Source organism: uncultured Halovibrio sp. (genome assembly GCF_913056445.1).
Taxonomy (GTDB): Bacteria; Pseudomonadota; Gammaproteobacteria; order Pseudomonadales; family Oleiphilaceae; genus Halospina; species Halospina utahensis_B.
In genome coordinates this window covers 18200-31538 of record NZ_CAJXMA010000015.1, presented here as the reverse complement: position 1 = coordinate 31538, position 13339 = coordinate 18200, and the positions used below count along the sequence as shown (strand labels likewise).

At 63.2% G+C, this 13339-nt stretch carries 14 protein-coding genes; 9 read left to right on the top strand and 5 right to left on the bottom strand.

Annotation, left to right across the window (positions count from 1 at the left end):
- Positions 1–16: 16 nt before the first annotated feature.
- Positions 17–1534 carry a lysine--tRNA ligase gene (gene lysS / locus QZ501_RS05170; protein ID WP_160898551.1) on the top strand — a complete coding sequence of 506 codons (1518 nt, stop codon included), beginning with the start codon at positions 17–19 and terminating at the stop codon, positions 1532–1534.
- 2 nt (positions 1535–1536) lie between these two features.
- A complete protein-coding gene (ung, locus tag QZ501_RS05165) occupies positions 1537–2289 on the top strand; it encodes a uracil-DNA glycosylase (RefSeq protein ID WP_151441304.1) in 753 nt (250 codons plus the stop codon).
- Between the two features lie 6 nt (positions 2290–2295).
- Here the strand turns inward: ung and QZ501_RS05160 are convergent, their stop codons facing one another.
- From QZ501_RS05160 to nadB, 5 genes are all read right to left on the bottom strand, one after another.
- Complete coding sequence (locus tag QZ501_RS05160) at positions 2296–3132, bottom strand: HDOD domain-containing protein (RefSeq protein WP_095617697.1); 837 nt, start codon at positions 3130–3132, stop codon at positions 2296–2298.
- Between the two features lie 79 nt (positions 3133–3211).
- Positions 3212–4162: a hypothetical protein gene (locus QZ501_RS05155; RefSeq protein ID WP_295717723.1), complete on the bottom strand. Its 951-nt coding sequence runs from the start codon at positions 4160–4162 to the stop codon at positions 3212–3214.
- Positions 4163–4192: 30 nt separating this feature from the next.
- Entirely contained in the window at positions 4193–4669 is a 477-nt protein-coding gene (locus QZ501_RS05150; protein ID WP_295717721.1) for a hypothetical protein, read from the bottom strand.
- A complete protein-coding gene (locus QZ501_RS05145) occupies positions 4623–4877 on the bottom strand; it encodes a succinate dehydrogenase assembly factor 2 (RefSeq protein WP_151441353.1) in 255 nt (84 codons plus the stop codon). Before QZ501_RS05145 ends, QZ501_RS05150 begins: the two co-directional genes overlap by 47 nt.
- A gap of 24 nt (positions 4878–4901) precedes the next feature.
- The gene (gene nadB / locus QZ501_RS05140; protein ID WP_151441301.1) at positions 4902–6506 is read right to left on the bottom strand and encodes an L-aspartate oxidase; all 1605 of its coding nucleotides are present in this window, start codon (positions 6504–6506) and stop codon (positions 4902–4904) included.
- A 92-nt stretch (positions 6507–6598) separates the two neighbouring features.
- Here nadB and QZ501_RS05135 point away from each other — a divergent pair, with 92 nt between their 5' ends.
- The 7 genes from QZ501_RS05135 to era all read left to right on the top strand — a co-directional run bounded on the left by QZ501_RS05135 (position 6599) and on the right by era (position 13338).
- A complete protein-coding gene (locus QZ501_RS05135; RefSeq protein WP_295717719.1) occupies positions 6599–7084 on the top strand; it encodes a SoxR reducing system RseC family protein in 486 nt (161 codons plus the stop codon).
- A 107-nt stretch (positions 7085–7191) separates the two neighbouring features.
- Positions 7192–8595 carry a DegQ family serine endoprotease gene (locus QZ501_RS05130; RefSeq protein WP_363174589.1) on the top strand — a complete coding sequence of 468 codons (1404 nt, stop codon included), beginning with the start codon at positions 7192–7194 and terminating at the stop codon, positions 8593–8595.
- 138 nt (positions 8596–8733) lie between these two features.
- A complete protein-coding gene (gene lepA, locus QZ501_RS05125) occupies positions 8734–10536 on the top strand; it encodes a translation elongation factor 4 (protein WP_151441298.1) in 1803 nt (600 codons plus the stop codon).
- Positions 10537–10551: 15 nt separating this feature from the next.
- On the top strand, positions 10552–11346 hold the full coding sequence (lepB, locus tag QZ501_RS05120; RefSeq protein ID WP_295717753.1) for a signal peptidase I: 795 nt from the start codon (positions 10552–10554) through the stop codon (positions 11344–11346).
- A 15-nt stretch (positions 11347–11361) separates the two neighbouring features.
- The gene (locus QZ501_RS05115; RefSeq protein WP_151441296.1) at positions 11362–11742 is read left to right on the top strand and encodes a DUF4845 domain-containing protein; all 381 of its coding nucleotides are present in this window, start codon (positions 11362–11364) and stop codon (positions 11740–11742) included.
- Entirely contained in the window at positions 11739–12440 is a 702-nt protein-coding gene (gene rnc / locus QZ501_RS05110) for a ribonuclease III (RefSeq protein ID WP_095617705.1), read from the top strand. Before QZ501_RS05115 ends, rnc begins: the two co-directional genes overlap by 4 nt.
- On the top strand, positions 12430–13338 hold the full coding sequence (gene era / locus QZ501_RS05105; protein ID WP_151441295.1) for a GTPase Era: 909 nt from the start codon (positions 12430–12432) through the stop codon (positions 13336–13338). Before rnc ends, era begins: the two co-directional genes overlap by 11 nt.
- The last annotated feature ends 1 nt before the right edge of the window (position 13339 follow it).

Genomic DNA, 13339 nt, shown 5'->3' with positions numbered 1-13339 from the left:
GGAGAATCTTTCGCCCATGACGGACAACACCGACGCAACGCCATCCCAGGACGAGAACCGGCTGATCGCCGAGCGCCGCGAGAAGCTCCAGGCGCGGCGGGACGCCAGCGACAACCCGTTCCCCAATGACTTTGAGCGGGACAGTACCGCCGCGGAGCTGCAGGCGCGCTACGGCGACTACAGCAAGGAAGAGCTGGCCGAGCTGAACATGAAGGTGGCAGTGGCCGGGCGCCTGATGCTGGACCGCAAGCCCTTTTCGGTGATCCAGGACATGAGTGGCCGGATCCAGATCTACAGCACCAAGGAGGTGCAGAAGGAGATCAAGGACTGGGATGTGGGCGACATCGTGGGCGTGAAGGGTACGCTGTCGAAGTCCGGTAAGGGCGACCTGTACGTGGTGATGGAGGAATACCAGCTCCTGACCAAGTCACTCCGGCCCCTGCCGGAGAAGCACAAGGGCCTGGTGGACCCGGAGCAGCGTTACCGCCGGCGCTACGTGGACCTCATCATGAACGAGGACACGCGCAGCACCTTCAAGGTGCGCTCTAAGGTCATCAACCACGTCCGCCATTACCTCACCAGCCGCGACTTCGTCGAGGCGGAGACGCCCATGCTGCAGGTGATCCCCGGCGGTGCTGCGGCCCGGCCCTTCGTGACCCACCACAACGCGCTGGATATCGACATGTTCCTGCGCGTGGCGCCGGAGCTCTATCTCAAGCGCCTGGTGGTTGGTGGGTTCGAGAAGGTCTTCGAGATCAATCGCAACTTCCGCAACGAAGGGCTCTCCACCCGGCATAACCCGGAGTTCACCATGCTTGAGTTCTATCAGGCCTATGCGGACTACAACCACCTGATGGAACTGACCGAGAACCTGCTGCGGGAAGTGACGGAAAGCGTTTTTGGCGAAGCGCACTTCAGCAACGGGGTACGGGGTGAGAACGGCGAGATCGTGGATCACGTTACCTACGACTTCTCGGGTCCTTTCCGGCGCCTGAGTGTGATGGAAGCGATCCTGGAGCATAATCCCGAGCTGACCGAGGCACAGCTCTCGGATCCGGAGCAGGCGGCGAAGGCCGCCGCGGCTCTGGGCATCAACGTCAAAGACGGCTGGGGGCTGGGGCGCATCCAGACCGAGATCTTTGAGGAGACCGCCGAGCACCGGCTGACCCAGCCCACCTTCATTACCCGGTATCCGACCGAGGTGTCACCGCTGGCACGCCGCTGTGACGATGATCCGAGCGTGACCGAGCGTTTCGAGCTCTTTGTGGGCGGGCGCGAGATCGCAAACGGGTTCTCCGAGCTCAACGATGCCGAGGACCAGGCCCAGCGCTTCAGGGAGCAGGCCGAGGAAAAGGCGGCCGGCGATGACGAGGCCATGTTCTACGACGAGGACTACATCACGGCGCTGGAATACGGCCTGCCGCCGACCGCGGGTGAGGGGATCGGTATCGACCGGCTGCTGATGCTGCTGACGGATTCGCCCTCGATCCGCGATGTCATCCTGTTCCCGGCGATGAGACCCGAGAGGGGCTGAGCATGCACCCGGCCACGGAAGCGCTGCTGTCGCATCTGAAACCGGGCACCGGCTGGCGGGAACGCCTTGAGGGTGAATTCAGCCAGCCGTACATGGAAAAGCTCGGGGAATTCCTGGCCGCGGAAGAGCAGGCCGGGAAAACTCTGTTCCCGCGCGCCAGCCTCTGCTTCAATGCGCTCAACAGCACGCCGTTCGAGCGCACCTCGGTGGTCATTCTGGGGCAGGATCCCTACCACGGGCCGGGTCAGGCCCATGGCCTGTGCTTCAGCGTCCGGCCCGGTGTCCAGGTGCCGCCCTCGCTGGTGAATATCTTCAAGGAACTGAATCAGGACCTGGGCGCGCCCATTCCGGATCACGGCTGCCTGCAGCCCTGGGCGGAGCAGGGTGTGCTGCTGCTCAACAGTGTACTGACCGTGGCCCAGGGCAACGCCGGAGCACACCGCGGCCAGGGCTGGGAGACTTTCACGGACCGGGTTATCGGGCACCTCAACGAGGAGCGTGAAGGCGTGGTTTTCCTGTTGTGGGGCAGCTACGCCCAGAAGAAGGGTGGGTTCATCGACCGCAACCGGCATCTGGTGCTGGAAGGGCCCCACCCATCGCCTCTTGCCGCCCATCGGGGGTTCTTCGGGCAGAAATGGTTCTCGCGGACCAACGAGTGGCTGGCGCAGAAGGGACTTCCGGAGGTGGACTGGGCGCTGCCGGACCAGGCCACACTGGAAGCCCGTTACCGTGGCGGCAAACAGGCACAGGGCTGAGCGGGATCAGCCCTTGAGCAGGGCCATGGCCGCGTCCATCTGCTCGCCCAGATCCTCGTCATCCTCCATTCCGGATTCCGGATCCAGACCGAGGCGATGGAACGCTGTGACCTCGTGCCAGTTCATTTCCGTGTAGGGGTGGCCGGTTCCCACCAGGGTCTGAAGGCTGGCGACCATGACCACATCCGCGTAGTCCGCTTCCGGCACCTGGCGCCCGAAGTTCACGTGCTCTGACGGCACGTGATGCAGCTCCAGAGGGAAGTCCCAGCGTTTGAGAATCCGGTCCCCGATCACCGGGTGGAGCTCATCCACCAGGTTGTCCAGCATGGCGCTGTTGACCTGCAGGTCATGGTCCTCGACGAATCGCAGTACCGGCAGGGCGCCGATCTGGCAGACAAGACCCGCCAGGGTCGCCTGCTCTGGCCGGAGCTTCGTGTAGTGCTGGGCGAGTACCTGGGCAATGCCGGCGATTTCGGTGCTGCGCTGCCAGATGGTCCGCAGGCGCCGGTCCACCATATCCGAGGTGGCCTGGAACATCTGTTCCATGGCCAGCCCCATCGCAAGACTGCTGGTGTAGTCCATGCCCAGCCGGCTGACGGCCATGTTGAGGGTGTTGATCTCGCGTGATCCCCGGAACAGGGGGCTGTTAACCACCTTGATGATGCGCGCGGACATGGCCGCATCATCACTGATGGTCTTTGAGATGTCCTGGATGGTGGCGTTGTCGTCCTCGGCGATGTCCCGGACTTTCAGCGCCACTTCCGGCAGCGTCGGCAGGGTCAGTTGATCCTGGTCGATGGCTGTTAGGAGCTGATCACGAATGCGATTGGCCAGTTCCGTCATAGCCCTGAGGGCCTCCTGAATGCTTTGAAATGCTGCCCTCTTTATAGCAGGAGCTGGCGCGGCCTGCCGTTATATTTTGTCACGGCTGCTGTTCGGGCACGTCATATCCCAGTGGCTGCAGTTCCAGCTGGGCCCCCGGTTGATCGGCAAGCGTGATGGTGGCTTCCATGGCGGCATGCTTGAGAACCCCGAGAAGCTGCACGGTGCCATCGTCGGTGGCGATACTGTCTGTGATCTCACCCAGGGCATTGCCGTCGCCGTCCACCAGCCGGTCGCCGGGGGCGGGGAGGGTATCGGTGAAGCGGGCCTCAAGACGGAAAAGGCTCTTCTTGAGCTGTCCCAGGTGATGCATGCGCGCGATGATCTCCTGGCCGGTGTAGCAGCCCTTGGTAAAGCTCACGCCCCCGTAGGACTGGAGGTTCAGGTTCAGCGGTATGTACTGTTCCGTGGTGGTTTCGTTGAGCAGGGTAAGGCCGCTCATGATTTCCGAGAGCTCCCATGCGGTGCCAGGCTGATCCGGCTCTGGTGCCTCCTTCGCGGCCGTATTCCACCAGAACTCAAACCGGGGCCGGCCGTCCGGCAGCGGCACGGTGCGTACCAGGACGCCATTGTCGGTGATGGTGGCGTCGTTCAGCTCCGCCGGGAGTGACGGGGCGAGGGTCGCGGGGTGTTCTTCCCCGATAAGGCCCAGGAGCTGCCAGTCCTCTGCGGCTTTCAGTTCCGCCTGGAAGAAGGCGAGGTACTTGCTCAGCTGCTGGCTGATCCGGTCGCTCAGGGTTTCGGGAAAGCGCACCAGGACCCTTTCGGGCGACAGACGCACCAGGCGGAACAGCGCATAGGTACGCCCCTTGGGTGTGCAGGCCGCGCCGGGCAGGCTGTGTTCGCGGGTCAGTTCCTCAATGTTGCAGGTGACCTGGCCCTGGAGGAAACGGTCCACATCCGGGCCTTCCAGCAGCATCAGCCGATGGGCATCGGCTGATGCGGTCATGGCATCAGGCAGGGTGGCGGGGGCCGTGGTCGTCTGGGTCATTCCGTGTCTCCGTGAAAAGGATTCATGAGCTCACTCACCGCTGGCGCGGCTCGGCCCCAGCCGGAGCCAGCCCGTCAGTCGGCGCAGGCTTTGCGCGTCAGTATTGCGGATACCGGGGAGGGTGCTCAACAGCAGGGGTTGGGCATGGCCGCTTCCACTGAGGCGCAACCAGATGAGGCGGTGGGTGATCCGGGAACCGGCACCGACCCGGACTGGGTGTTCGTCGCCCAGGGGATTCACCGTCCGCAGCCCCTCCGGTCCGGCGATCAGTCGCAGCGGGCTGTGGCGGGTGCGCAGGAGCTGGCGCCGGGTGGCCGTGATGGCGCCAACCGCGCTGGCAGCGATCACGCCCACTGTGACAGCGCCGGGAATGCTCTCCAGGCCCAGGATCAGCCCCGCCGGCAGCAGCCAAGGCGCTGCGGCTACGGCAGCGAGGCCCGGGGAAGGGCTCAGCGGGACGTCAATCCGGCTGAACCCGCTGGAGGATGAGGTCGACGATGCGGGCAAGGTCCGGGTCCTCGGGGCGGCTGCGCTGCATGAACCAGGCGAAGAGGTCGTTGTCCTCGCACTCGATCAGGGTCCGGTAACGGGCCTGGTCGGCTTCGGGCAGCGAGGGGTAGGCTTCCTTCACAAAGGGCACGAGCAGCAGGTCAAGCTCCAGCATGCCCCTGCGGCTGTGCCAGACAAGGCGTTTGTATTCACGGTCGTCAGTCATGGAGTCGGTGGTTTCCATCAGGGCTCAGGCGTCGGAACGCATGTAGGTGGTTGGCACCAGCACGGTGTCCTTGGGCTCCGCGATGGTTGTCGGGTAATCCAGGTTGTAGTGAAGCCCCCGGCTTTCGCGCCGCTGCAGGGCCGAGCAGATGATCAGGTCCGCCACTGTCACCAGGTTGCGCAGCTCCAGCAGGTCATTGCTGACGCGGTAGTTGCTGTAGAACTCCCGGATCTCACTGTGCAGCATGTCCGCCCGGTGCTTGGCCCGCTGCAGCCGCTTGGTGGTGCGCACGATGCCCACATAGTCCCACATGAAGTGGCGCAGTTCATCCCAGTTGTGGGCGATCACCACGTCCTCGTCCGAATCTCGCACCCGGGACTCGTCCCATTCGGGCACTTCCGGCGGTTCCGGAACATGCGGGGTCTGTTCATTGATGTCCCGGGCGGCGGCCCGGCCGTAGACCAGACATTCCAGCAGCGAGTTGCTGGCCATGCGGTTGGCACCGTGCAGGCCGGTGAAGGAGGTCTCGCCCACCGCGTAGAGCTGGTTCACGTCCGAGCGGGCGTGATCGTCCACCATGACGCCGCCGCAGGTGTAATGGGCGGCGGGCACGATGGGAATGGGCTCGCGGGTGATGTCGATGCCGTACTCGCGGCAGCGCGCGGCGATGGTGGGGAAGTGTTCCTCGATGAAATCCGCCGGACGGTGGCTGATGTCCAGGTAGAGGCAGTCCGCGCCCAGGCGCTTCATTTCATGGTCGATGGCCCGCGCCACGATGTCCCGCGGAGCCAGTTCGGCGCGTTCGTCGAAGCGGTCCATGAATCGGCTGCCGTCCGGCAGAAGCAGTTTACCACCTTCCCCGCGCAGGGCCTCGCTGATCAGGAACGACTTGGCCTGGGGGTGATAGAGGCAGGTGGGGTGGAACTGGTTGAACTCCATGTTGGCCACCCGGCAGCCGGCACGCCAGGCGATGGCAATCCCGTCGCCGGTAGCGCCATCCGGATTGCTGGTATAGAGGTAGGCCTTACTGGCACCGCCGGTGGCCAGCACCACGAACCGCGCGCGGAAGAGTTCCACCTCCTGGGTGTCGTGATTGAATATGTAGGCGCCCACGCAGCGGTTGCCCGGCAGGAACAGTTTGCGGTGGGTGACCAGATCCACCGCCACCCGGTTTTCGAAGATGTCGATGTTGGGCTGCTGTCGGGCACGCTCGCAAAGGGCCTCGGAGACCGCCTGACCGGTGGCGTCCGCCGCATGGATGATACGGCGGTGGCTGTGGCCACCCTCACGGGTCAGGTGGAAGTGGCTGCCGTCGGCCCGGGTGAACTGGACACCCTGCGCAATCAGCCAGTCGATACTGTCGCGTGCCTGGGAGACGGTCAGCCGGACCGTGTCCTCGTGGCAGAGCCCGGCACCGGCCGCGAGGGTGTCGGCGGTGTGCGCGTCCTCGCTGTCGCTGTCGTCCAGCACGGCGGCAATGCCGCCCTGGGCCCACTGGGTAGAGCCGCTGTCGAGCTCCGTCTTGCTCAGAACCGCAACGCTCAGGTCAGAGGACAGGGTCAGGGCAGTGCTCAGACCTGCTGCACCGCTGCCGACGATCAGCACATCGTAATGGTGGAATGCATGCATGGCGGATATTGAACTAAAGTTTGCTTCTGGTGTCACTCTTTACGTACAGCGATGGCCGGGAGATGATCCGGATATCGGAATGGGGACGGGCAATGGAAGAACAGGCGCAACCGGACGACGAACGCCAGGGCGAGGTTCTCGAATGCGTGGGGCAGCGTGCCCGGATACGGGTGGCGCCGGCCGCTGGCTGTTCGCGCTGTGCAGCCGGTGAGGGCTGCGGCCAGGGGTTGCTGGGCGCGATGCGGAGTGCCCCCTCTCCCGGCGAGTTCTGGGTTACCGTCCCCGGGGATGAACGGATGACACCGGGAGACCGGGTGCTGCTGCGGATGAGGCCTTCGGCCCTGGTGGCCGGCGCGGCGATGGTCTATATGGTGCCGCTTCTGGGGCTGGTGCTCGGGGCTCTGCTTGCGGAGGTGCTGATTGGCAGTAGTGATGGGGTGACCACGGCTGCCGGGATTGCCGGCCTCGCGGGGGGGCTGCTGCTGGCCCGCTATCGGTTGCGTAGTGCCCGCGAGGCCGGGCGCTACGAGCCGGTTTTTGTGAGGCGCGTCCCTGATTGTGACGTACAGTTCACTTGAAAACCCCGGTGTCGAACTCAATATCATGACGGGGTATCAGGCGAGGGTCCGTGCACCACGTACGGCCCCTGAGTATTCAAACCGGATGGGAGATCCCAATGACGAGGATGCCACATCGAGTCACACCGCTGCTTGCCCTTGCATTACTGCTGGTGAGTGCCTGTGTGCCCGCGCAGCAGAGCGGGAGTCAGTTGCCGGATTTCACCGGGCTGGTCGAGAATAATGCGGACGTTGTGGTTAATATCAGTACCACGTCCACGAGCTCCCGGGGCGCGACGCCGTTTGGTGGCCAGATGGAGCAGCTCCCGGAATTCTTCCAGGAATTCTTCAATGAGCGCTTCCGCGGGCAGATGCCGGACCGCCAGCGTGAGCACCAGTCCATGGGGTCGGGGTTCATTGTCTCTTCCGATGGTTACATTCTCACCAACAACCATGTGGTCGAGAACGCGGACGAGATCATCGTGCGCATGAACGACCGGCGCGAGATGGAAGCGGAAGTGGTGGGGGCTGATGCCCGTTCCGACATTGCGGTACTGAAGGTGGATGCCGAAGGCCTGCCCACGGCGAAGATCGGCAGCTCCTCGGATCTGTCGGTGGGCGAATGGGTGTTCGCCATCGGGTCGCCTTTCGGCTTTGACTACACCGTCACTTCGGGGATCGTCAGCGCCAAAGGCCGTTCCCTGCCGCGTGACAACTACATTCCCTTCATCCAGACCGATGTGGCCATTAATCCCGGCAATTCCGGTGGCCCCCTGTTCAATATGGACGGTGAGGTCATAGGGGTGAACTCCCAGATCTATACCCGTTCAGGTGGTTTCATGGGGGTTTCCTTCGCCATTCCCATGGATGTGGCCATGGATGTGTTCGATCAGCTCAGGAACAAAGGCAGTGTTACCCGTGGCTGGCTGGGCGTGATGATTCAGGAGGTCAACCGGGACCTGGCCGAAACCTTTGGTCTTGAACGGCCGCACGGCGCCCTGGTGGCGGACGTGGTGCCGGATTCACCGGCCGCGGAAGCCGGTCTGCAGCAGGGTGACGTGATCCTCGAGTTCAATGGCGAGGAAATCACCCGCTCTTCGGATCTGCCGCCCAAGGTCGGGCAGGCGGATGTTGGCAGCGAGGCCGAACTGACCGTGATGCGCGGCGGCGAACGGATCAAGGTGTCCTTTACTGTGGGTAAGCTGCCGGAAGATGGGCAGCAGGCGCAGCAGCAGTCCGTGCAGCCGGATACCGGCAACCGTCTGGGGCTGAGGGTTGAACCGCTGCCTGAGCAGCTGGCACGCCAGTGGGATCTGGACGGCGGTGTGCTGGTCACGGAAGTCGGGCGTGGTCCGGCACGCCAGGCCGGTATCCGCCGTAATGATGTAATCCGCAAGATCGGCAACCAGGGTGTGACCGACGTTGACGAGTTCCGCGAGGCGGTTTCCGGGCTGCCGGCCGGCAAGCCGGTAGCGGTCACTCTGATCCGGCAGGGGAATCCACGGATCGTGGCCCTGCGCCTGCCTGAGTAACGCCTGTCACCATGCCGGCCGGCCCGGGGTATTCCACCCGGGCCGGCCATAGCCTTTCCCTCCCGTGTCCGGTAAAATCCGCCCGGTCATGGCCGCTGCCGCAATGGCAGTCGCCGGAAACCGGATTCTGGAGTTTCAGTGAGCGATCTCAGCCACATACGCAACTTTTCGATCATTGCCCACATCGACCACGGCAAGTCCACACTGGCGGACCGCTTCATCCAGGTCTGCGAAGGACTGACCGACCGGGAAATGAACGAGCAGGTCCTGGATTCCATGGACCTGGAGCGTGAACGTGGGATCACCATCAAGGCCCAGAGCGTGACGCTCAAGTACAAGGCAAAGGATGGCAACGTCTACGAGCTCAACTTCATCGACACGCCGGGGCACGTGGACTTTTCCTATGAGGTGTCGCGCTCCCTCAAGGCCTGCGAGGGTGCGCTGCTTGTTGTGGATGCGGGCCAGGGCGTCGAGGCCCAGTCCGTGGCCAACTGCTACACCGCCATGGATCAGAACCTTGAGGTCATCCCGGTTCTGAACAAGATCGACCTGCCACAGGCCGATCCCGAGAAGGTGATGTCCGAGATTGAGGACGTCATCGGGATTGATGCCAGCGACGCGGTTCCCTGCAGCGCCAAGAACGGCACGGGCGTCGAGGACGTGCTGGAGGCGCTGATCAAACGCATTCCGCCGCCCGAGGGCGAGGTGGATGACGCCCTCCAGGCACTGATCATTGATTCCTGGTTTGATAACTACCAGGGCGTGGTATCGCTGGTGCGCGTGATGCACGGCAGCGTGCGCAAGGGCGAGAAGATTCTGGTCAAGTCCACCGGCAAGACCCACGTGGTGGACAAGGTGGGCTACTTCAATCCGAAGCCCACGACCATCCCCGAGCTCAAGGCCGGAGAAGTGGGCTTTGTCGTCTCCGGCATCAAGGACATCAAGGGTGCCCCCGTGGGCGATACCATGACCCACGCCAGCACTCCGGATGTACCCCAGCTGGAAGGCTTCCAGAACGTAAAGCCGCAGGTTTATGCGGGCATCTTCCCGGTGTCCTCGGAGGACTACAACGCCTTCCGGGACGCGCTTGAGAAGCTCACCCTCAATGACGCCTCGCTGTTCTTTGAGCCGGAGAGCTCGGATGCGCTCGGGTTCGGCTTCCGCTGTGGCTTCCTGGGCATGCTCCACATGGAGATCATCCAGGAGCGGGTGGAGCGCGAATACGGCATCAATCTCATCACCACTGCGCCCACGGTGGTCTATGAGGTGGTGATGGTGGATGGCACCGTTGAGTACATTGAGAATCCATCGCGTCTGCCGGACCCGGCGGAGATCGAGGAGATCCGCGAGCCCATCTGCGAGGCCAACATCCTCGTGCCCCAGGAATTCCTGGGCAACGTGATCGCACTCTGCGAGGAGCGCCGGGGCCAGCAGACCAACATGAACTTCCTGGCCACCCAGGTCCAGGTGGTCTATGAGCTGCCCATGAGCGAGGTTGTGCTGGACTTCTTCGACCGCCTCAAGAGCGCCACGCGCGGTTATGCGTCGCTGGATTATCAGTTCCAGCGTTTCCAGGCGGCGAATCTGGCGCGGCTGGATATTCTCATCAACGGCGACCGCGTGGATTCCCTGGCCATCGTGGTGCACCGGGATCAGGCCCACAGCAGGGGCAGGGCCTTTGCCGAGAAGATGAAGGAACTGATTCCCCGCCAGATGTTCGATATCGCCATCCAGGCGGCCATCGGCAACCACGTGGTGGCGCGCCAGACGGTCAAGGCGCTGCGCAAGAACGTCACGGCCAAGTGCTACGGCGGTGATGTCAGCCGCAAGAAGAAACTGCTGCAGAAGCAGAAGGAAGGCAAGAAGCGCATGAAGCAGGTCGGGAACGTGGAGGTGCCCCAGGAGGCCTTCCTGGCCGTGCTCAGGGTGGACGATGACTAGGGAGTGTCCATGAACATCAATTTCCCGCTGCTGCTGGTGGTACTCACCGCCGTCACCGGCATCATCTGGCTGATTGATGGCCGGTTCTTCCGGCCGCGCCGGCAGGAGCGCTATGCCCAGAGTGGTGCCCGCAAGAGCGCCGAGGACGCGGCGGACAGTAATGATCCGGACCAGCCCTGGCTCGCCGAGGTCAGCCGTTCCTTTTTCCCCATCCTGCTGGTGGTTCTGGTGCTGCGTTCCTTCCTGGTGGAGCCTTTCCAGATTCCGTCCGGCTCCATGCTGCCAACACTGGAAGTGGGGGACTTCATCCTGGTGAACAAGTTCACCTATGGGCTGAGGCTGCCGGTGGCGCACTGGGAGATTGCTGATTTCGGTGATCCTGAAAGAGGCGACATCATGGTGTTCCGCTACCCGGTGGAGCCCTCCGTCAACTACATCAAGCGTGTGGTCGGGGTGCCTGGCGACCGTGTTGCCTATGAGGGCAAACAGCTCTACGTTAATGGAGAGCCGGTGCCTTCCGCGTTTGTGGCGAGCCTGGGAAACCAGGACCTGCACCGGGAAAAGCTGGGGGGCGATGTGTTCAGCACCCTTTATGCCCAGCGCCGGACGGACCCGGATGCCGAGGGTGAGTGGACGGTTCCCGAAGGTCACTATTTCGTGATGGGCGACAATCGCGACAACAGTCGGGACAGCCGGTACTGGGGCATGGTGTCCGACCAGCATGTGGTGGGTAAGGCCTTCGCCATCTGGATGCACTGGGAGTCGCTGACCAGCCTTCCCAGTTTCCATCGTGTCGGCTGGATCCAGTAGCAGCGGAGATCCGTTATGAAACCAGCAGTCAGACACCAGAGTGGTTTTTCGATGCTCGCGATGATGCTGTTCATCGTGATCGGCGTTTTTCTACTGACCGTGGTTGTTCGTGTGGTGCCGGTGTACATCGAGGACTTCACGCTCAGCAGCATCATCGGCTCCATGGAAGAGTCCCGGCCCTACCGCGAGGCGGAAACCGTGGGGGATGTGCGGGAGCTGCTCCGCAAGCGCATTCAGATGGAGAACATTGATGGCGTGGATGTGGATGAGATCGCCATGGAGCGTGATGGCGAGCGCCTGCGCCTGGAATTCTCCTATGAAGTCCGCTCTCCGTTCATGGGCAATATCGACACCGTGATCCAATTCGACCACCAGCATGAACTGAGGATGCCGTGACCGAGCAGGAACGCCTCGACCAGCTCCAGAAACGACTGGGCTACCACTTCAGTAACGTGGAACACCTCCGGCTGGCGCTGACGCACCGGAGCTACGGTGGCAACAACAACGAGCGGCTTGAGTTCCTTGGGGATTCCATCCTCAACATGGTCATGGCCCAGTATCTCTTTCACCGCTTTCCGGAAGCCCGGGAAGGCCAGCTCAGCCGCCTGCGGGCAAGGCTGGTGCGCGGGGCGACGCTGGCGGAGATCGCGCTGGAGTTCGAGCTGGGTGACTGCCTGCGCCTGGGATCGGGGGAGCTCAAGAGCGGTGGTTTCAGGCGGGAGTCGATTCTGGCTGACGCCGTCGAATCGATTGTTGGCGGCATCTATCTGGATTCAGATCTGGAACATGCACGGGAGCGCCTGCTGGCCTGGTTCGGGCCCCGGCTCGACCGGCTCAGCCTGCAGGATACCCAGAAGGATCCCAAGACCCGCCTGCAGGAGTTTCTCCAGTCCCGGCGCGAGTCGCTGCCCAACTACGAGGTGGAGACGGTGCGCGGTGAGGCGCACCAGCAGACCTTCTACGTGAACTGCACTGTGCCCATACTGGCGGCGGCGACCCGTGGCCAGGGCGGGAGCCGGCGTGCCGCGGAACAGGATGCGGCCAGGCTGGCGCTGGAGCAGCTCGACCAGGAGGCAGGCAGCAATGACGGATGAACCGGTCACCCGCAGTGGTTTTGTCGGCATCCTGGGACGGCCCAATGTGGGCAAGTCGACCCTGATGAACCACCTGTTGGGCCAGAAGCTCAGCATCACCTCGCGCAAGCCCCAGACCACCCGCTACCAGCTCCTGGGAATTCACACGGTGGAGCAGGATCAGATGGTGTTCGTGGATACACCCGGGCTGCACACCGAGGAACCCAGGGCGCTCAACCGTTGCATGAACCGGGAGGCCACCACGGCTCTGAGGGACGTGGATGTGGTGGTGTTCGTGGTCGACCGGGATCTTTGGAACGAGGGCGATGCCAATGTGCTGGAACGCTTCTCCCACCTTCAGTGCCCGGTACTGGCGGTGATCAACAAGGTCGACCAGATGCCGGATACGGACCAGCTTCTGCCGCACATCGAATGGCTCAGCCAGCAGTACCCGTTCACCGAGATCGTGCCGGTTTCGGCGCTGCGCTCACGCAACCTGGACCGGCTGGAAAGCGCCATCCGCAGTCACCTGCCGGAGGGGCCGCATCACTTCGGTGATGACGATCTGACCAACCGGAGCTCGCGTTTCCTCGCCGCGGAGATGATCCGCGAGAAGATCACCCGCCAGCTCGGGGCGGAGCTGCCGTACACCATGGCGGTTGAGATCGAGACCTTCGAACAGGAAGGGAACACGCTGCACATCAATGGGCTCATCCTGGTCGAGCGCCAGGGGCAGAAGAAGATCGTCATCGGCGACAAGGGCAGCCGTCTGCGCCAGATCGGCCAGGAGGCCCGGCTGGACATGGAGAGCCTGTTCGGCTCGAAAGTGATGCTGCGTCTCTGGGTCAAGGTGCGCAAGGGGTGGGCTGATGATGAGCGCGCCCTGCGTTCCCTGGGGTATGGGGACCAGGGGCGCTGAG

Bases quoted from the DNA above. Each gene is read 5' to 3' on its own strand.
- lysS (WP_160898551.1), top strand. From the start codon at position 17: ATGACGGACAACACCGACGCAACGCCATCCCAGGACGAGAACCGGCTG.
- QZ501_RS05115 (WP_151441296.1), top strand. From the start codon at position 11,362: ATGAAACCAGCAGTCAGACACCAGAGTGGTTTTTCGATGCTCGCGATG.
- nadB (WP_151441301.1), bottom strand. From the start codon at position 6,506: ATGCATGCATTCCACCATTACGATGTGCTGATCGTCGGCAGCGGTGCA.
- QZ501_RS05160 (WP_095617697.1), bottom strand. From the start codon at position 3,132: ATGACGGAACTGGCCAATCGCATTCGTGATCAGCTCCTAACAGCCATC.
- QZ501_RS05145 (WP_151441353.1), bottom strand. From the start codon at position 4,877: ATGACTGACGACCGTGAATACAAACGCCTTGTCTGGCACAGCCGCAGG.
- era (WP_151441295.1), top strand. From the start codon at position 12,430: ATGACGGATGAACCGGTCACCCGCAGTGGTTTTGTCGGCATCCTGGGA.
- QZ501_RS05135 (WP_295717719.1), top strand. From the start codon at position 6,599: ATGGAAGAACAGGCGCAACCGGACGACGAACGCCAGGGCGAGGTTCTC.
- QZ501_RS05130 (WP_363174589.1), top strand. From the start codon at position 7,192: ATGCCACATCGAGTCACACCGCTGCTTGCCCTTGCATTACTGCTGGTG.
- QZ501_RS05155 (WP_295717723.1), bottom strand. From the start codon at position 4,162: ATGACCCAGACGACCACGGCCCCCGCCACCCTGCCTGATGCCATGACC.
- ung (WP_151441304.1), top strand. From the start codon at position 1,537: ATGCACCCGGCCACGGAAGCGCTGCTGTCGCATCTGAAACCGGGCACC.